This window comes from Kitasatospora sp. NPDC024654, from assembly GCF_055559155.1.
Map to the genome: position 1 here is coordinate 85,891 of NZ_JBVHLF010000006.1, position 18,810 is coordinate 104,700.

Genomic DNA, 18,810 nt, shown 5'->3' on the forward strand with positions numbered 1-18,810 from the left:
TAGCCGCCCGCCAAAACAAGAAAAAGGACGAGGAGGTGAACGGGACGAACCCCCCCCCCCCCCCCCCCCCCCCCCCCCCCCCCCCCCCCCCCCCCCCCCCCCCCCCCCCCCCCCGGCCCCCCAGCACCAGCAGCGGGACGGTGAGCCCGCTGCCGTCGAAGTAGCTGATCGAGCGGGCCGCGTCGGTGCCCGCGCCGTTCGGCAGCCAGCGGCCGATCGCCCGCCAGAACGGCGGCAGCAGCGCCGGCGGATAGACCCCGCCCGCGCTCGGGTTGCCGAGCACCACGAAGAGCAGCACCGCCAGCCCGATCCCGATCAGGTCGAACAGGCACTGCAGGGTCATGGTGATCGCGCCGACCGCGAAGACCACCAGGCTCCCCAGCCCCCAGAGGGCGGCGATCCCGCCCGGCAGGGCGTCCAGCGCGGGCCCGGCGATCAGCGTGCCGCCGAGACCCGCCGCGATCGAGTAGAGCGCCAGCGCCCCCAGTCGGATCAGCGCGCGCGGGTGGTTCGCCGGCCGGGCCCCCGCGCTGATGCCCAGGATCGAGGCCACCAGGTAGCCGCCGACGCACCAGCCGACCACCAGGTAGAAGGAGGAGAGGCCCTTGGCGTCGCCGGGTGCCAGCGGGACCACGTCCTGGACCCGCACGGTGCGGCCCTGGGCCTGCTCGACCCCGGTGGCGATCTGCTCGGCCGCCGCGGCGGCGGCCGCGCCACGGGCGCCGGCGACCAGCAGGGTGTCCTGGCTGCCGGACGGGTTCACCACCAGGGCGGCGTACAGCCGCTGGTCCTTGAGCTGGGAGACCGCGGTGGCCTGGTCGGCGACCGGCCGGGCGTCCACCGCCTGGCCGGGCAGCTGCCCCAGCCCGGCCACCATCCGGTCGCTGACCTGCGGCGGCGCGACCACGCCGATCGCCAGCCGGTGCGGGGCCGGGTGGTGCAGCGCACCGATGTACGAGGTGATGAAGCCCAGCTGGAGCAACAGCACGCCGAGCACCAGGAGCGCGGCGCGTGGGGTGACGGCTTCCTTGAGTTCCGCGGTGAAACCTCGGCCTGGCATCGGCGTTCTCCTTTACTCGGGGGTCCACTCCGGGGTCCACTCCGGGCCCGGTCCGGGCGTGCTCCCCGGGGGCTCCGGGAGCGGCGTCGGCTGCGTGGGCGAAAAGTAAACGAACTGAATACTTCATATCATGAAACAGTTGCCCGCTCGGGTCGTTCGCACAGTCGGCGCACGCCGGTGTTCGCATGCTGGGCGACGGGGCGTGGCCGGAAGGGAGAGCTGGTGGATACTGATCGCGCGTCGGCGAGCAGCGCCGGGCTGGTGGCTGGCGAGTGGCGGTTGGGCGTGGACGAACGGAACGGCGAGGGCGCGGGCCCGGTTGATGGCGGGGCGGCCGAGGAGGCCTTCCGGGCGGTGGAGCGCGAGGTGGCGCTGATGTTCCGGCGCGGTCGGGCCCGGGCCGCCGAGATGTCGCGCCTGGTGCACCCCAAGCTGGAGGGCGTGGCCTACAGCATGCTCGGCCACCTGGAGGAGGTCGGCCAGGTCCGGGTGACGGACGTCGGCGCGTACTTCGGGGTGGGCAAGGCCACCATCAGCCGGCAGATCAAGACCCTGGAGGAGCTGGGCCTGGTGACCCGGGAGTCCGACCCGTTGGACGGCCGGGTGTCGCTGGTCTCGCTCACCGAGGAGGGGGCGGCCCGCTACCGGCGGGCCTACGACCTCCGGCTGGAGGTGTTCCGGGAGATGCTCGGCAGCTGGGATCCGGACGATCTCGCCCGGTTCGCCGTGCTGCTGGCCCGGTTCAACGAGACGGTGGCGGCGGTGGCCGAACGGGCGCCCGCGCCGGAGCCCTGTCCGGAGGACTGAATTCGCGGCGGCGGGACGAGCGCGGTGGCGTGCGGCCGGCAGAAGGTTGCCTAGGTCAACTATTAATTATATGGTTGCCTAAGGCAACGATCTAAGGACTCCCATGACCTCCTCGTCAGCGGCGCACCGAGCCGGTCGCCACCACCACCATCACGACGACCGACCGATGACGCACCGGGAGATCCTCGAAGCCCTCTCCGGGCTGCTGCTCGGCCTGTTCGTCGCGGTGCTCTCCTCGACCATCGTCTCCAACGCGCTGCCCCGGATCCTCACCGACCTGCACGGTGGCGAGTCCGCCTACACCTGGGTGATCACCGCCGCGCTGCTCTCGCTCACCGCCACCACCCCGATCTGGGGCAAGCTCTCCGACCTGGTCAGCAAGAAGCTGCTGGTGCAGATCGCGCTGGTGATCTACATCGTCTCGTCCACCCTGGCGGGCCTGTCGCAGAACACCGGGGAGCTGATCGGCTGCCGGGTGCTGCAGGGCGTCGGCGCCGGCGGCGTGGTCGCGCTCGGCCAGATCTGCCTGGCGGCGATGGTCCCGCCGCGCGAGCGCGGCCGCTACAGCGGCTACTTCGGCGCGGTGTTCGCGCTGGCCACCATCGGTGGCCCGCTGATCGGCGGCGTCATCGTGGACACCGGCTGGCTCGGCTGGCGCTGGTGCTTCTACGTCGGGATCCCGTTCTCGGTGATCGCCATCATCGTGCTGCAGCGGACCCTGCACCTGCCGGTGGTGAGGCGCCAGGCGAAGATCGACTACCTGGGCGCGCTGCTGATCGCCGGCGCGGTCTCGCTGCTGATGGTCTGGGTCACCCTGGCCGGTACCGACTACCCCTGGCTCTCCTGGCAGACCGCGGCGATGGTGACGGGCGGGATCGCGCTCGGCGCGCTGGCCGTGCTGGCCGAGAACCGGGCCGCCGAGCCGATCATCCCGCTCAGCCTGTTCCGCCACCGGACGGTCAGCCTGGCCGCGGTCGCCAGCGTGCTGGTCGGCGTCGGGATGTACGGCGCGACCACCTTCCTCAGCCAGTACTTCCAGCTGGCCAAGGACAAGACGCCGACCATGGCCGGCATCATGACGCTGCCGATGATCCTCGGACTGGCGGTCGCCTCCGCGGTGGCCGGCCGGCTGATCACCCGGTACGGCCGGTGGAAGGGTTTCCTGGTGGCCGGCACGTTCCTGCTCGCGCTGGGCTTCGCGCTGCTCGGCAGCGTCCGGGTGGGGACCGGCTACGGGCTGCTCTCGCTCTACATGGCCGCCACCGGCATCGGCCTCGGCCTGACCTCGCAGAACCTGGTGCTGTCGGTGCAGAACACGGTCACCGCCCAGGAGATGGCCACCGCCAGCTCGGCGGTCACCTTCTTCCGCACCATGGGCGGTGCGATGGGCGTCTCGGCGCTCGGTGCGCTGCTCAACAACAAGGTGGGCGGCTACCTGACGCAGAACCTGGCCGCCGCGCACCTGCCGGCGGCCGGCGCCCAGGCGCTCTCCGGCGGTGACATCCCGGACCTGAGCAAGCTGCCGGCGCCGCTGCTGCCGCTGGTCACCGACGCCTTCGGGCACGGGGTGGCCACGGTGTTCCTGTTCGCCTCGCCGTGCGCGCTGCTGGCGTTCGTGGCGGTGCTGTTCATCCGGGAGGTGCCGCTGCGCACGGGGCAGGCCGTCAGGGCACAGCCGGCCGTCGAGCAGCCGGCCGTCGAGCAGCCGGCCGAGGCCTGACGGTCCCGGCGACACGGAAGGGCCACCCCCGGCTTCCCGGGGGTGGCCCTTCCGTCACGGGGTCAGGAGGCGATCAGGGTGAGCCCGTAGCTGACCGCCGCGACGCAGGCGGCGAAGCAGACCCCGGCGCCGACCAGGGCCAGCGTGCCGCCGCCGCCGGTGCCCGCCGCACGGGCGGCCACGGCCTCCTCGCGGCGGGACAGCGCCAGGATGCCCAGCGAGAAGACCGCGACCGCCGCGACGGTGACCAGGAAGCTGACGCCGGCGGTGTCGGCGAGAGCGCTCCAGTTGATGTTCATGACGGGCGTCCTCCTCAGGCGGCGACGGTGGTCGAGGCAGGGGTCGGGGTCGGGGCGACCGCGGTGGTCGGCGCGGGGACCGGCGTGACGTCGTTGACGTTGTGCGCGGTCACCGGCGCGCGCCGGGACAGCCGCCACATCGCCGCCGAGCCGGCCACCAGCGCGGCGCCGATCAGCACGACACCCCAGGTGCCCTGGTCGGCGACGAACGCGGCACCACCGGCCACCGCGGCGGCGGCGGGCAGGGTCAGACCCCAGGTGTAGACCATCCGGCGGGCCATGCTCCAGTGCACCTCGCCCTTCGGGCCGCCGAGGCCGGCGCCCATGATGCCGCCGGAGACCACCTGGGTGGTGGACAGGCCGTAGCCCATGTGCGAGGAGGTCAGGATCACCGCCGTGGTGGCCGCCTCGGCGGAGAAGCCCTGCGGCGCCTGGACGTCGGTCAGGCCCTTGCCCATGCTGCGGATGATCCGCCAGCCGCCCGAGAAGGTGCCGAGCGCGATGGCCAGACCGGCGGTGGCGATCACCCAGACCGGGGGCAGCGAGTGCTTGGGCAGCGCGCCGACCGAGACCAGGGTGAGGGTGATGACGCCCATGGTCTTCTGGGCGTCGTTGGTGCCGTGGGCCAGCGAGACCAGCGAGGAGGAGAAGATCTGGCCGGTCCGGAAGCCCTTGGTGGCGGTCCGCTCGCCGGCCCGCCGGGTGATCAGGTAGGCGGCCTTGGTGGCGCCCCAGGCGGCCAGCCCGGCGACGATCGGGGAGGCGACGGCCGGGAGCAGGATCTTGGTGACCACGGTGGTGAAGTTCACCGCGTGCAGGCCGGCCCCGACGAGGGTGGCGCCGATCAGGCCGCCGTACAGCGCGTGCGAGGAGCTGGACGGCAGGCCGCGCAGCCAGGTGAGCAGGTTCCAGAGGATGGCGCCGACCAGCGCGGCGAAGATCACCGCGGGGTGGACGCCGGCCTTCTCGTTGACGATGCCCCCGGAGATCGTGCTCGCGACCTTCACCGAGAGGAAGGCCCCGGCGAAGTTGAGGACTGCGGAGATGGCGACGGCGACTCTGGGCCGCAGCGCGCCGGTGGCGATGGAGGTGGCCATCGCATTGGCGGTGTCGTGGAAGCCGTTCGTGAAGTCGAAGGCGAGCGCTGTGATGATCACAACTGCCACCAGGAACGTGATGTGTTCCATACCCAAACAATCGTCGTAGTTGACGGTCTGTTCCGTCGCTCAGGCGCGACGGTAGGGAGAGCGGGTTAACGGAAGGTGAACTGACCGGGTCTGCCCGGTTCCGTTGATGTCGGACATCTTTCCACAGAGCTTCCACAAGATGTCCAGACCCGGGGTGACCAGCGCTTTCGTGCAGAGTGCCCCAATTGATGACGGAATTCTGAGATATGTGTCACGGTGGTCGCCGAAGCTGAGAATTCGTCAGAGGGCGGGTGGGTCCCCTGCCGGACCCACGGGTCTCCGTGGCAGGATCAGCGGGGACCCGTCACCGGCGGGACAGGGGAGGGCCCGGCCGGACCGGCCGGCGGAGCGGGGGAGGCGGGCCGATGCGGGCCGAGCTGCGGAATCGCGTGGTCGGGGCTGGTGCGGGCCGCAAGCCGTGGCTGCGGGCGGCGGTGCGCTGCGGGGCACTGCTCGCGGTGGCCGCGCTGGCAGTGCCGCTGGGCAGCCAGGCGGCGTACGCGGTGGGTGACGCGGCACCGGGCGGCGCGCTCGCGGTCTCGCTCTCGCCGGGGGACAACCCGCTGGCCGGCGCCGAGGCCACCCTGGGACCGTTGCTGACCACCATCCACACGCTCTACCAGAACGCCGAGGCCGCCACCGAGCAGTACAACGCCACCGCGGCCAAGCTGGCGAGCCAGCAGAGCGACCTGGCGACGCTGAACGGCAAGCTCGCCGCCCAGCAGCAGGTGGTGGACACCGGGATGGACGTGGCCGCCGAACTCGCCGCCGACCAGTACCAGAACGACGGCCTCTCGGCCTTCGGTGAACTGCTGCTCACCAAGGACCCGTACCAGGCGGTCCAGCTCGGCGCGCTGCTCAGCGCCGCCGGGCGCTCGCAGGCGGCCTTCATCGGCCAGCTCAAGGCGGCCCAGGCCAGCCTGCAGCAGCTGCAGAAGGAGTCCCAGGCGGCACTCGCCGACTCGCAGGCGCTGCTCGACCAGCAGAACCAGAACAAGACCGCGATCGCGCAGCAGCTGGCCGGTGTCGAACAGGTGGTCTCCTCGCTCACCGGTGCCCAGCAGTCCGAGCTGGAACAGCTGGAGCAGCAGCAGGTGGACCAGGCCCAGCTGGCCTTCCTCGCCTCCGGTGCGCTCGGCCGGGGCGAGCGCACCCCCTCGGCGGCCGGGCGGCAGGCGGTCGCCTACGCGCTCGCCCAGCTCGGCAAGCCGTACGTCTGGGGGGCGATCGGGCCGGACTCCTTCGACTGTTCCGGGCTGACCTCGCAGGCCTGGCTGCACGCGGGTGTCACGATCCCGCGCACCAGCCAGGACCAGTGGGCCGAGCTGACCCACGTGCCGCTCAACCAGCTGCGCCCCGGCGACCTGGTGATCTACTACGCGGACGCCGACCACGTGGCGATGTACATCGGCGGTGGGCTGGTGGTGCAGGCGCCGCACACCGGTGCGGTGGTGCGGGTCTCGCCGATCGGCATGGCGCCGATCCTGGGCGCGGTCCGGCCGGACCCGCAGGACGGGGCGGACGACCGTGGCGGCGCCTGGACGGTGCCCGCCGGGCTGGCCCAGGCCGCCGACGCACCGACCCCGATCGCACCGGGCAACACCCCGGGGCTGCCGACGGTCACGCCGCCGCCGGCGGCACCGCCGGCCGCGCAGCAGCCGAAGCCGCAGCCGGGCGGGCCGGCGGGGCCGGCACCGTCCGGTGCCTCGCCCGCGCCTAGCGGACCCGCGCCGGCCTCGCCCGGCCCGTCCGCCACGCCGACGGCGTCGCCGAGCGCCGGCGCCTCGGGCGGTCCGACGCCGAGCGGGCCGGCCTCGGCCTCGCCGTCCGGTTCCAGCTCGCCGAGCGCCTCGGGTTCACCCGCGCCCGAGGGCCGCTGAGCGGGCCGGGTGCTGGGCGGGCCCGTCGCGGTGTCAGCCGACGGGCAGGCCCGAGTCCGGTTCGAAGCGGATCAGGACGGCCTTCGAGGTCGGTGTGTTGCTGATGTCGGCCGTGGAGTCCAGCGGCACCAGCACGTTGGTCTCCGGGTAGTACGCCGCCGCCCCGCCGCGGGCGACCGGGTAGTGCACCACCTTGAAGTGCGGTGCCCGGCGCTCGACGCCGTCGTGCCACTCGCCCACCAGGTCGGTGTAGCCGCCCTCGACCAGGCCCAGCTCGGCGGCGTCGGCCGGGTTGACCAACACCACCCGACGGCCGCCGGTGATGCCCCGGTAGCGGTCGTCCAGGCCGTAGATCGTGGTGTTGTACTGGTCGTGCGAGCGCAGCGTCTGGAGCAGCAGCCGCCCGGCCGGGACCTCGGGCGCGGTCAGCGGGTTGACCGTGAAGTTGGCCTTGCCGGTGCTGGTCGGGAAGGTCCGGCTGTCACGCGGGCCGTGCGGCAGCGCGAAGCCACCGGGGGCGCGGACCCTGGTGTTGAAGTCCGTGAAGCCCGGCACCACCCGGGCGATCCGGTCCCGGATCAGGTCGTACGACTGCGCGAACTCCTCCCACGGCGTCGGGTCGTCGGCCCCGAGCGCGGCCCTGGCCAGCCGGCAGACGATGGCCACCTCGGAGAGCAGCCCGGGGGCCGGCGGGCGCAGCCGTCCCCGTGAGGAGTGCACCATGCCCATCGAGTCCTCGACCGTGACGAACTGGTCGCCTGCGTCGGTGCGGTCCCGGTCGGTGCGGCCCAGGGTGGGCAGGATCAGCGCCCGGGCGCCGGTCACCACGTGCGAGCGGTTGAGCTTGGTGGAGACGTGCACGGTCAGCCGGCAGCGCCGCAGTGCGGCCTCGGTGACCAGGGTGTCCGGGCTGGCCGCGACGAAGTTGCCACCCATCGCGAAGAACACCCTGACCCGGCCGTCCCGCATCGCGCGGATCGTCTCCACCACGTCGTAGCCGTGGTGCCGGGGCGGCGCGAAGTCGAACTCCCGTTCCAGCGCGTCCAGGAAGGCCGGCGCCGGACGCTCGAAGATGCCCATCGTGCGGTCACCCTGCACGTTGCTGTGGCCGCGAACCGGACACACCCCCGCCCCCGGGCGGCCGACATTGCCGCGCAGCAGAAGGAAGTTGACCACCTCGCGGATGGTCGGCACGGCGTGCTTGTGCTGGGTCAGGCCCATCGCCCAGCAGACGATGACCTTCTTCGAGCGGAGCACCAGCCGGGCCAGCTCCTCGATCTGCTCGAACGGCAGACCCGTGGCGGCCAGCACCTCCTGACGGTCCGTCCGCTTCGCCTCGGCGGCCCACTCCTCGAAGCCCAGGCAGTGCTCGGCGATGAACTCCCGGTCCAGTACGCCGCCCCGGGCGTCCTCGGCGGCCAGCAGTAGCTGGTTGAGGGCGCGGAAGAGCGCCAGGTCGCCGCCGAGCCGGATCTGCAGGAAGAGGTCGGTCAGCTTGGTGCCGTTACCGGCCAGGCCGCGTGCGTGCTGCGGGTTCTTGAAGCGTTCCAGGCCCGCCTCCGGCAACGGGTTGACGCTGACGACGGTCGCGCCGGCCCGCTTGGCCCGCTCCAGCGCGGAGAGCATCCGGGGGTGGTTGGTGCCCGGGTTCTGGCCGGCCACGATGATCAGGTCGGCCTGGTGGAGGTCCTTCAGGTGGACGCTGCCCTTGCCCACCCCGAGCGTCTCCACCAGCGCCGAGCCGGAGGACTCGTGGCACATGTTGGAGCAGTCCGGCAGGTTGTTGGTGCCCAGTCGGCGGGCGAACAGCTGGTAGGCGAAGGCGGCCTCGTTGCTGGTCCGGCCCGAGGTGTAGAAGGCGGCGCCGTCGGGGGAGTCCAGCCCGGCGAGCTCCTCGGCGATGATCGTGAAGGCCTTGTCCCAGCTCACCGGGGTGTAGTGGGTCGCGCCCTCGGCCAGCAGCATCGGCTCGGTGAGCCGGCCCTGCTGGCCCAGCCAGTAGCCGGAGCGCTCGGCCAGCTCGGCCACCGAGTGGGTGGCGAAGAACTCCGCGGTGATCCGCCGCTCGGTGGCCTCCTCGGCCACCGCCTTGGCGCCGTTCTCGCAGAACTCGGCGGTGTGCGGCTTGTCGGGCTCCGGCCAGGCGCAGCCGGGGCAGTCGAAGCCGTCGGGCTGGTTGACCTTGAGCAGGGTGGCGAGCGTCCGGCGGGCGCTCATCTGCTCGCCGGCCATCCGCAGGCTGTGCCCGACGGCGGGCAGCCCGGCGGCCGCGTGGTGTGGAGCGCTCACCACGGGCGCGTCCTGCGCCGGGTCGCTCTGCGGGGCCTGCTTGGCCATGACTCCCACCTCCAGCTCGATCAGGGCGGCGTCGTCGTCAGCCCGGCCTCCATCCTTCCATTCCGGCGGGCCGTTTCGGAGAGCGCGGTCAGCAGCGCCCGGGCGACGGCGTCGTTCTGCCGGAACGCGGGGGCGTCGGTGCCCGGGCGGGCGAAGGCGGCGGCGTCGCGCGCGGTGGTGTGCGGACCGAGTGCGGTGCGGCGTGGGTGCGGGGCGCCGCCGAGGCGCGGGTCGAGCAGCCGGCCGGCCGCGTCCACCGCGAGCAGGCCGGAACGGTGCGGGTGGCCGGGCGCGCGCCAGGGGTCGGGGGCCGGGTCGGTCAGCACCTCCTCGGTCAGCGCGCCGGCCCGGCGCAGCTCGCGCAGCAGCGGATCGCCTGATCGGGCCGGCGCCGGGCGCGGCAGGGAGGCCTCGACCAGGGCGGTGGCGGCCACGCCGTGCCCCGGCACGCTCGGGCTCGAGGCTCGAAAGGTGCCGGTGGCCTCGTCCGGCTCGATCCGCAGTCGGGCACCGAGGAACCGGACCACCCCGCCTCGGAGAGCGCCAGCAGCTCACGCAGCCGGAAGTCGGGCGGCCCGGAGGCGAGGAAGCTGAAGAACCCCTGCCACCAGCCGTCCAGCTCCTCGGCGGCGGACCGGGCGGTGAGCCGGCCGGCCAGCGTCGGAAGCCGGCCGTGGACCGAGAGCAGGGCCAGGAACGCGCCGAGGTCGGCGCTGTGCGCCGGGTCGGCCCGGCGGTCGGCGTCCGCGCGCAGGTAGCCGCGCAGCCGGGCCTGGAACTCCTCCGGGTCGGCGAAGCGCAGGCCGTCGAGGGGGTGGTCGAGGCGCTCGAAGTCCAGCCGGTCGGCCGGGTCGGGGACGGCGGTGGCGATCAGCGCGGCGAGCCGCGGCCCGTACCAGTCGGCGCGGTCGTAGCCGGCCAGGAACTCGGCCCAGGGCAGCGCGGTCCGCTCGGGGTGGGCGTGGAACAGCTCGTGGTAGTAGCCGAAGCCGATCTCCTTGGCCATCAACGGCCAGAGGTCGCGTCGCAGTTCGAGTGGTCCCGGGCGGGCGGAGAGGCGCTCGGTGGTGTCCGGGCCGAAGTAGCGGGGGAGCGGGGCGGGCGGGCCCTGCGGCCGGTAGCCGGTCTTGGCGTGGTACGGCACGCCGCGCCGCGAGCCGACGTGGATCACCGGCTCGCGCCCGGACGGGTGGTAGGTCTTGGAGCCGTCAGGGTGGTCCTCGAACCGACCGCCACGGCCCTCGGTCAGCAGCACCACCAGGTCGACGAAGGCCAACCCGAAGCCGCGCGGCACGAGGTGCTCGCCCGGGGCGATCCGGTCCAGCTCGGTCTCTGTCGCGATGCCGGGCGGGAGGTGGAGGCGGCCGTGCCGGGCGGCGAACTCCGCTATTTCGGCGTGGAGTTGATCCGGCTCGGGCTCGTGGTTCAGCTGGCCGAGTGCCAACACCACCTGGTCCGCGAACAGTTGGGTGCCGGGGAACAGTGTCACGGTCTGCGGTCCGTCCGGCGGGCCGGTCAGTGCCACCGCCGCCGCGCGGTGCACGGTGAGCGTGATCCGTTCTGGCAGTTCGGCCGTCGCGCGGCGGAACACCCAGTCCATGATGCGCAACTCCTGGTAGGCGGACAGGAGTTCGTCGGCGTTGGCGGCGATCCGCAGGAGCAGACCGGTGCCGCGCGGGCCGGCGCCGGTGATCGCCAGGGTGGGAGGGAGGGTGGGTGGGCGTGGCCATCCGCGGGGCTCCAGGGCTGGATGCGACGGGTGGCGATGCGGGCAGGGAAGGACACCGCGGTGTCCGATGCCGTACGCCGTCACGCGGCCGCGTCCCTCAACGCGGCGGGAGTGCTCCAGTGCCGGCCTGGACGCTACGCCCGGCCCGCGCCGCTGACGAGTGGTTGACGAACTGCCGCGAGCACTGCTCAACTTGGGGCATGAATGCCGGTCAGCCCCTGGCCACCCGCGACCACACCGACTTCGGTCGGGTGTGGTCGGCGGCGTGTCGCGGCTGACCTGGTTCTCCGGCTGATCAGCTGTACGCCCTGGTCGGCACCCCGGAGACGGTCGCCGAGGCGCTGCTCGACTACTACGACCTCGGTGTGGACATCCTCTCCGCCCGGGGTTACCACCTGCTGGACGACACCATCGACTTCGGCCGCCAGGTGATCCCGCTGATGCGGGCGGAGGTGGCCCGCCGCGACGCGGAGAAGGCGGCGAGGGCCGAGCGCGCGGAGCGGGACCGGCACCAACTGATCGCGTTCCAGGCCTGAGCGTCTCCCGCCGCCGGCCGCCGCGCACGTGGCCGCGCCCTTGCCGCCCGGCGTACGGTAGCTGACGATTCGCCCACGTCCCAGGGAAGTTGACCGTTTCCCGGGACCCCGCCCGGCGCGTCCGCGACACTGGTGGCCCGCGCTCGGCGCCGGCCGCCGGGCCGCCGGCACCTCGCCGTCCCCGCGGCCGGCGCCGGCCGCGGAGCCGTGGGCCGGGGGAGCGAAGGGGACGGATGAGAGCCGGAACAGTACTGGGCGGCCGCTACCTGCTGATCGGCGAGCTCGGCCGAGGTGGGTTCGGCGTGGTCTGGGAGGCCTACGACCACCGCGTCGGCCGCCAGGTCGCCGTCAAGACCCTCCGCCACCACGGCGTGGCCGGCGGCGGCACCGACGTCATCCGCCTGCGCCGCGAGGTGGAGGTGCTGGCCCCGCTCAGCCACCCCAACATCGTGGTGGTCCTCGACGTCGGCGAGGCCGACGCCGACGGCGAGCGGTTCAGCTACCTGGTGATGGAGCTGCTGAACGGCGCGACCCTGGCCGCCGTGATCGCCGCCGGGAGGCCCGACCTGCCGCGCGCCCTGGACTGGGGGCAGCAGCTCTGCCGGGCGCTCGGCGCGGCGCACGCCGGCCGGGTGATCCACCGGGACGTCAAGCCCGAGAACATCATGCTGGTCGGCCCGGACCACGCCGTCGTCAAGGTGCTCGACTTCGGCATCGCGCAGATCGACGACAACCGGGACGGCCTCACCACCGAGGGTTCGGTGATCGGCAGCGCCCGCTACCTGGCCCCCGAGCGCTGGCGCGGCGAGCCGGGCACGGTCCGTTCCGACCTCTACGCGGTCGGCTGCGTGCTGTACGAGCTGTTCACCGGCGGTCGCCCGTTCACCTCCACCAGCCAGGTCGGCCTGATGACCCAGCACCTGGACGAGCCGCCGCCGCGCCCCGCCGGACTGCCGGCCGGCCTCGCCGACCTGGTGCTGGAGCTGCTGGCCAAGGACCCGGCGGACCGCCCCACGGACGCGGAGGAGGTGCGCCGCCGGCTGGCCGCGGCGGCGGACGGGATCCGGGCACTGCGCCGCCGAGCGGACGACGCCTGGCAGGCCGCGGGGGACGGCCGGGCCGCCCAGGCGGCGGTCCGGCTGCGCGCGCTGATCCCGGAGTTCGCGCTCGCCTTCGGCCCGGCCGACGGCCGGACCCTGCGCACCTGTCACGACCTGGCGGTGAGCCTGGAGCGGGCCGGCGACCTCGGGCAGGCGTACTGCCTGCTGGCCGAGCTGCTCCCGGCCGGCGTGGCCGCGCTCGGCGAGGAGCACCCGGACGTCCGGGACATCCGGCACCGCCTCGACCGCCTGCCCCGCCCCGCGGCCGGCTGCCCGGCCGACCTGCTCGCTCCCCTGCTGGGCCGGCCCGCTCCGCCCCCCGGGGCTGTCAACCGTACGGGCAGCTGATTCCACCCCTCACCCGCTTGGATGAATTGATAGGAACTGGCCGATGGCCCACCTCTGGTTCATGGTGCGAGGTCGTTGATATACCTCGGATGCATAGGCAGGGGAGGTGTGCGGCCTTCCCCGCACGATGCGACGACACAGGTGGTGATGGGCAGATGAAGCTCCTCCGAGTGGGCCCGCCGGGCGCCGAGCGCCCGTTCGCGCTCGGCCCGGACGGCACCGCGTACGACCTCTCCGGGCTGACCCCGGACATCGACGGGGCGTTCCTCTCCAGGCTCGGCCCGGACCGGTTCGACCCGTCCGAACTCGCGGCCGCCGTGGCCCGGGGCGAGCTGCCCACCGCCGACCTCACCGGCCTGCGGTTCGGCGCGCCGGTGGCCCGGCCCGGCAAGCTGGTCTGCGTCGGCCTCAACTACCGCGACCACGCCGAGGAGGCCGGCGCGGCGATCCCCGCCGAGCCGGTGCTCTTCCTCAAGGGCACCGACACCGTGATCGGCCCGGACGACGAGGTGCTGGTGCCGCGCGGCGCCACCAAGACCGATCACGAGATCGAGCTCGCCGTGGTGATCGGTCGCCGGGCCCGCTACCTGGAGACCGACGAGCAGGCGGCCGCCTGCATCGCGGGCTACGCGATCTCCAACGACGTCACCGAACGTGCCTTCCAGCTGGAGCGCGGCGGCCAGTGGGACAAGGGCAAGTGTTGCGAGACCTTCAACCCGCTCGGCCCCTGGCTGGTCACCCCGGACGAGGTCGCGGACCCGCAGGCCCTGCCGCTGAAGCTCTGGGTCAACGGTGAACTGCGGCAGGACGGCAACACCGCCGCGCAGATCTTCCCGGTGCTCGAAGTGCTCCGCTACATCAGCCAGTTCATGGTGCTGGAGCCCGGCGACGTGGTGAGCACCGGCACCCCGGCCGGGGTGGCGATGGGCCACCCCGACACCCCGTTCCTGGTCCCCGGTGACGTGCTGGAGCTGGAGATCGAGGGGCTCGGCCGGCAGCGCCAGGTGCTCGGCAAGGCCTGACGGCCCGCCGGCACCGACCGTCACCCGACCCCGGGCACGGGGGTCGGGCTAGCCGCCGGCCGGCCCCACCGACCGCCCGCGGAACCCGGCCAGCAGCCGGTCCGCCGGCCCGTCCGTCGTCTCCAGCGCGAGCAGCCCCGCCAGCACCTCGGCGGTCTGCGGGTCGTGCCGCGCGGTGGCCGCGGTCATCGCCAGGAACTCGTCCACCAGCCAGTCCCGCAGCTCCTGCCGGGGTATCTGCTGCCCCTCGTCCAGCCAGGTCAGCGAGGACGCCTCGACCACCGAGATCCACGACCGGACCAGCAGGGTCAGGCGCGGTCCGGCCTCCCGCACGCCCATGTAGCGCAGTGTGCGCCGGAGCGCGGCTCGGCGCACCTCGTCCACGATCGCGGTGGTCCGAGCCGTCTCCACCACCGAGCCGCCGCGCAGCAGCGCGCCGTAGCCGGCGTCGTGCTCGGCGACGAAGGAGAAGTACCGGTCCAGTACGGCGGCCAGCTGCTCGCTCGGGGTGCCGCGTGCCGGCACGGTGAACCGGCTGGTCAGCTCCTGCGCCGCGGACCGCAGCGCGGCCTCGTAGAGCTGTTGCTTGCCGCCGGCGAAGTACCGGTAGACCAGCGGACGGGAGGCGCCGGAGGCCTCGGCGACGTCGTCCAGGCTGACCTCCTCCGGCGGCCGGGCGCTGAACAGCTCCAGCGCCACCGCGATCAGCTGCTCGCGGCGCTGCTGCACCGGCAACCGCCGGTACCCGGCGCGGCGCGGCCGTGGCGGGTCCCCGGCGGCCGGCGCGGCCGCCTCCGCCGCCCGTCCGGTGGCTTCCAGGCCGGTCTCGGTGGCATCCATGCCGGTCAGCGTAGTGCCGCCGGGCCGCCCTGGGACCCCCGCCGACCGGCGGCGGCCGACCGGCGGCCGACCGACCTCCAGCCACCTGCCGACTTGGGGGTTCCGGCTGGTAGTTCGCCTCGGACACCACCAAAAGGCTCTTGCAAACGGACCGTGCTGCGAAAGGATGTCCGGATGGCTGACGAACCGAACTCGCTGGGCGCCGACGGCGCCACCCCGCGGCGGATCGCCGACGCGTACGTCCACGCGCTCGCCGACCTCGACCCGCTCACGGCCGTCTACCTCGGGCTGAACCCGGAGGACGACAGGCTGCCCGACCTCTCCCCGGCCGGCCTCGCCGCACTGGCCGACCTCGCCCGCCGCACGCTGGCGGAGCTGGAGGAGGCGGAGGCGGCCGGTCGGATCGCGTCGGCCGCCGACCCGCAGGCCGAGCGGCGCTGCGCCCGGCTGCTGCGCGAGCGGCTCACCGCCGAGCTCGCCGTGCACGACGCCGGCGAGGAGCTGCGCGCGGTCCGCAACCTCGGCTCCCCGCTGCACAACCTGCGGGAGGTCTTCACGCTGCTGCCGACCGACACCGCCGAGGACTGGGCGCGGCTCGGCCGCCGGCTGGCCCGGATCCCGCTGGCCCTCGACCAGTACCGTGCCACCCTGGCCGAGGGCATCGAGCGCGGCCTGCTCTCCGGCCCGCGCCAGGTCGAGACGGTGATCGGCCAGCTCGCCGAGTGGCTGGCGGCCGACCCGGCGGCCGGCGAGGCGGGCCGGGCGGCCGGCTGGTTCGGCGTCCTGGTGGCCCCGGCACCGGAGGGGCTGCGTGGCGGGCTGACCGACGTCGCGGTCGCGGTCGCCGGCAAGTTGGCCGAGCTGCGCGACTGGATGGCCGAGGTCTACCAGCCCGCCGCCGCCGACACCCCCGACACCATCGGCCGCGAGCGCTACGCCCGGTTCGTCCGCTACTGGACGGGCGCCGACCTGGACCTGGACGAGGCGTACCGGTGGGCCTGGGCGGAGTTCCGCGACCTGGACGCGCAGATGCGGGTGGAGGCCGAGAAGGTGCTGCCCGGCAGCACCCCGATGGAGGCGATGCGCTGGCTGGACACCGACGGTCCGGCGATCGTCGGCGAGGGGCCGGTCCAGGAGTTCCTGCAGGGCTTGATGGACCAGGCGGTCAACGACCTCCAGGGCGTCCACTTCGACCTGGCCGAGCCGGTCACCCGGGTGGAGTCCCGGCTCGCTCCGCCCGGCAGCGCGGCCGCGCCGTACTACACCGCGCCCTCGCTGGACTTCAGCCGGCCCGGCCGGACCTGGCTGCCCACCCTGGGCCGGGCCAGCTTCCCGGTCTGGGACCTGGTCAGCACCTGGTACCACGAGGGCGTCCCCGGCCACCACCTCCAGCTGGCGCAGTGGAACTACGTCGCCGACCGGCTCTCCACCTACCAGGTCAGCCTGGGCGGGGTGAGCGCCAACCTGGAGGGCTGGGCGCTCTACGCCGAACGGCTGATGGACGAGCTGGGCTACCTCACCGACCCGGGCCACCGGCTGGGCTACCTGAACGCCCAGATGATGCGCGCGCTGCGGGTGATCGTGGACATCGGCATGCACGTCGGCCTGGACTTCCCGGCCGACTCGCCGTACCGGCCGGGCGAGGCGATGACACCCGTCGCCGCCCGCGAGTTCTTCGGCCGCTACTGCGGCCTGGCCCCGGCCTTCCTCGACAGCGAGCTGGTCCGCTACCTCGGCATGCCCGGCCAGGCGATCGGCTACAAGCTCGGCGAGCGGGCCTGGCTGCGCGGCCGGGCGGCGGCCCGGGCGGCGCGCGAGGCACGCGGCGAGGAGTTCGACCTCAAGGCCTGGCACATGGCGGCGCTCTCGCAGGGTTCGCTGGGGCTGGACGACCTGGTCGCGGAACTGTCGGCGCTCTGACGGAAGCCGTCGGCGCGTCGGCCGACCCCGGCGCGCCGACGAGCCCCGGCGCGCGCGTCCCGGCGCGTGGTGGGGGCCGGGAGCCGGTTCCCCACCCCACGGAAAGTCGAAGTACGTACCAAATATTCGGATTCGTCGGACGATTAAGCAGACTTTCATTTGCCCCTGACCGGGCCGGAGGGCTTCGCTGGACCGCAGTGCCGTTCGCGCACACTGTCAGCACCCCCCCGGCGGAAGGTGCACCCGTGTCCTCCGTGCCCGCGTCAGACGCCTCAGCCTCAGCCTCAGCCGCAGCCCCGGTCGCAGCCGACCCGGGGCCCGATCCCCGCCGCTGGCGGGCGCTCGCCGTGATCGCCGTCGCCCAGCTGATGATCGTGCTCGACATCACCATCGTGAACATCGCGCTCCCGTCCGCCCAGCACGACCTGGGCATCTCCAACGGCGACCGGCAGTGGGTGATCACCGCCTACACCCTGGCCTTCGGCGGTCTGCTGCTGCTCGGCGGCCGGATCGGCGACCTCTACGGGCGCAAGCGCACCTTCCTGACCGGCCTGCTGGGTTTCGCCAGTGCCTCGGCGCTCGGCGGCTTCGCGGTCTCCCCCGCGATGCTCTTCGCCTCCCGTGCGCTGCAGGGCGGCTTCGGCGCGCTGCTGGCGCCGTCCGCGCTGGGCCTGCTCTCCACCACCTTCACCCGGCCGCGCGAGCGGGCCACCGCGTTCGGCGTCTTCGGCGCGATCGCGGGCGGCGGCAGCGCGATCGGCCTGATCGCTGGCGGGCTGCTGACCGAGTACCTGGACTGGCGCTGGTGCCTCTTCGTCAACGTGCCGATCGCGCTGGCCGCCGCCTGCGCCGCCGGCTACCTGCTGCGCACCGACCTGGTGGCCAGGGACGCCCGGATCCGGCTCGACCTGCCCGGCGCGTTCCTGGGCTGTGGCGGGCTGCTGGCCATCGTCTACGGCACCTCGGAGGCCGAGTCGCGCGGCTGGAGCGACTGGCTGGTGCTGCTCTGCCTGGCCCTGGGCGTGCTGCTGCTGGTGGCCTTCGTGCTCGCCGAGCGGCGCAGCGGCCACCCGCTGCTGCCGCTGCACGTCGTGCGCGACCGCAACCGCGGCGGCGCGGCGCTGGGGGTGGGTCTGGCGGTGATCGGGCTGTTCGGGCTGTTCCTCTTCCTCAGCTACTACCTGCAGGTGATCAAGGGGTACTCGCCGGTGCTGACCGGGCTCGCCTTCCTGCCGATGACCGTCTCGATCGTGCTCAGCGCGACCGGCGTGGCGTCCCGGCTGATGACCCGGGTGCCGACCCGGCGCCTGACCGTGCCCGGCCTGCTACTGGGCGCGTCCGGGATGGCCTGGCTGACCCGGTTGCAGGTGGACAGTCCGTACCTGACCTCGGTGCTGCCCGCCGAGATCCTGCTCGGCCTCGGCATGGGCCTGGTCTTCATGCCGTCGATGAGCCTGGCCACCCTGGGCGTCGCGCGGTACGAGACGGGCGCGGCCTCGGCCACCATCAACAGCGCCCAGCAGGTCGGCGGTTCGATCGGCACCGCGCTGCTCAACACCGTCGCGGCCAGCGCCACCACGGCGTACCTGGTCGGCCGGAACGGAGCTGACCCGCTGGTGCAGTCCGCCGCCGCGGTGCACGGCTACACGGTGGCCACCACGGTCGCCCTGGGCATCCTGCTGCTCGCCGCGCTGCTGGGCTTCCTGATGATCGACCACCGGCCCGAGCCGGGTGAGGCGGAGGATACCGGCGAGGCCTCCTCGGTGCGCGCCGTGGCGCACCCCTGACCGCCGTCCGAAGTCGCACCCGCAGGCCAGCGGGGGCATGAACCCGCCTCAACCTGGGAAAAACCGTTCCTGCCCCCCTTCACCGGAGCGCCTCGCTCCGGCATGATGATGGCAGTTCGCAATCGATCAAGGCAGTGATCGTCCGGCCGGTGGATTCTCACTCGGCTCTCAGCGGAGGATCATCCCGTTACCACTCGGCCGGGACATAGTCGGAACATACCCAGACGCCCCGGCAGTG

General features: G+C 73.5%; 14 protein-coding genes and 1 pseudogene. 8 read left to right on the forward strand and 7 right to left on the reverse strand.

Annotated elements, in window-relative coordinates:
- A partial coding sequence (locus ACZ38L_RS05730; protein ID WP_465689556.1) for an ABC-2 transporter permease occupies positions 1-1,060 on the reverse strand: 1,060 nt, incomplete at its 3' end.
- A gap of 222 nt (positions 1,061-1,282) precedes the next feature.
- On the opposite strand from ACZ38L_RS05730, the gene ACZ38L_RS05735 reads away from it, so the two are divergent.
- A complete protein-coding gene (locus tag ACZ38L_RS05735; protein WP_465689558.1) occupies positions 1,283-1,867 on the forward strand; it encodes a MarR family winged helix-turn-helix transcriptional regulator in 585 nt (194 codons plus the stop codon).
- A gap of 166 nt (positions 1,868-2,033) precedes the next feature.
- Positions 2,034-3,587, forward strand: coding sequence for an MDR family MFS transporter (locus ACZ38L_RS05740; RefSeq protein WP_465689699.1), 1,554 nt, complete (start codon positions 2,034-2,036; stop codon positions 3,585-3,587).
- Positions 3,588-3,649: 62 nt separating this feature from the next.
- On the opposite strand, the gene ACZ38L_RS05745 is transcribed toward ACZ38L_RS05740, so the two are convergent.
- Together ACZ38L_RS05745 and ACZ38L_RS05750 are read right to left on the reverse strand one after the other, a co-directional pair.
- Positions 3,650-3,886: a hypothetical protein gene (locus ACZ38L_RS05745; protein ID WP_465689560.1), complete on the reverse strand. Its 237-nt coding sequence runs from the start codon at positions 3,884-3,886 to the stop codon at positions 3,650-3,652.
- A 14-nt stretch (positions 3,887-3,900) separates the two neighbouring features.
- Positions 3,901-5,073, reverse strand: a complete 1,173-nt coding sequence (locus tag ACZ38L_RS05750) for an inorganic phosphate transporter (RefSeq protein ID WP_465689562.1) — start codon at positions 5,071-5,073, stop codon at positions 3,901-3,903.
- Between the two features lie 365 nt (positions 5,074-5,438).
- Here ACZ38L_RS05750 and ACZ38L_RS05755 point away from each other — a divergent pair, with 365 nt between their 5' ends.
- Positions 5,439-6,953 (forward strand): C40 family peptidase, encoded by a 1,515-nt coding sequence (locus tag ACZ38L_RS05755; RefSeq protein WP_465689564.1) that lies wholly within the window; start codon positions 5,439-5,441, stop codon positions 6,951-6,953.
- A gap of 33 nt (positions 6,954-6,986) precedes the next feature.
- Here the strand turns inward: ACZ38L_RS05755 and ACZ38L_RS05760 are convergent, their stop codons facing one another.
- From ACZ38L_RS05760 to ACZ38L_RS05770, 3 genes are read right to left on the reverse strand one after another with little or no spacing between them, the layout of a single operon-like run.
- Positions 6,987-9,290: an FdhF/YdeP family oxidoreductase gene (locus tag ACZ38L_RS05760; RefSeq protein ID WP_465689566.1), complete on the reverse strand. Its 2,304-nt coding sequence runs from the start codon at positions 9,288-9,290 to the stop codon at positions 6,987-6,989.
- A 20-nt stretch (positions 9,291-9,310) separates the two neighbouring features.
- Complete coding sequence (locus ACZ38L_RS05765; RefSeq protein ID WP_465689568.1) at positions 9,311-9,724, reverse strand: hypothetical protein; 414 nt, start codon at positions 9,722-9,724, stop codon at positions 9,311-9,313.
- Entirely contained in the window at positions 9,625-11,103 is a 1,479-nt protein-coding gene (locus tag ACZ38L_RS05770) for an FAD/NAD(P)-binding protein (protein ID WP_465689570.1), read from the reverse strand. The genes ACZ38L_RS05765 and ACZ38L_RS05770 overlap by 100 nt, the downstream gene beginning before the upstream one ends.
- Positions 11,104-11,324: 221 nt before the next feature.
- Here ACZ38L_RS05770 and ACZ38L_RS05775 point away from each other — a divergent pair.
- The 3 genes and pseudogenes from ACZ38L_RS05775 to ACZ38L_RS05785 form a co-directional block, all read left to right on the forward strand.
- Positions 11,325-11,555 (forward strand): annotated as a pseudogene (locus ACZ38L_RS05775) (hypothetical protein); the annotation flags it as partial.
- Between the two features lie 233 nt (positions 11,556-11,788).
- Positions 11,789-13,003: a serine/threonine-protein kinase gene (locus ACZ38L_RS05780; RefSeq protein ID WP_465689572.1), complete on the forward strand. Its 1,215-nt coding sequence runs from the start codon at positions 11,789-11,791 to the stop codon at positions 13,001-13,003.
- A 155-nt stretch (positions 13,004-13,158) separates the two neighbouring features.
- Entirely contained in the window at positions 13,159-14,025 is an 867-nt protein-coding gene (locus ACZ38L_RS05785) for a fumarylacetoacetate hydrolase family protein (protein ID WP_465689574.1), read from the forward strand.
- A 48-nt stretch (positions 14,026-14,073) separates the two neighbouring features.
- Here ACZ38L_RS05785 and ACZ38L_RS05790 read toward each other — a convergent pair whose 3' ends face one another.
- Positions 14,074-14,865, reverse strand: a complete 792-nt coding sequence (locus ACZ38L_RS05790) for a TetR/AcrR family transcriptional regulator (RefSeq protein WP_465689576.1) — start codon at positions 14,863-14,865, stop codon at positions 14,074-14,076.
- 174 nt (positions 14,866-15,039) lie between these two features.
- Here ACZ38L_RS05790 and ACZ38L_RS05795 point away from each other — a divergent pair, with 174 nt between their 5' ends.
- Together ACZ38L_RS05795 and ACZ38L_RS05800 are read left to right on the forward strand one after the other, a co-directional pair.
- Positions 15,040-16,785: a DUF885 domain-containing protein gene (locus tag ACZ38L_RS05795; RefSeq protein WP_465689578.1), complete on the forward strand. Its 1,746-nt coding sequence runs from the start codon at positions 15,040-15,042 to the stop codon at positions 16,783-16,785.
- Positions 16,786-17,030: 245 nt separating this feature from the next.
- On the forward strand, positions 17,031-18,572 hold the full coding sequence (locus tag ACZ38L_RS05800; RefSeq protein WP_465689580.1) for an MFS transporter: 1,542 nt from the start codon (positions 17,031-17,033) through the stop codon (positions 18,570-18,572).
- The last annotated feature ends 238 nt before the right edge of the window (positions 18,573-18,810 follow it).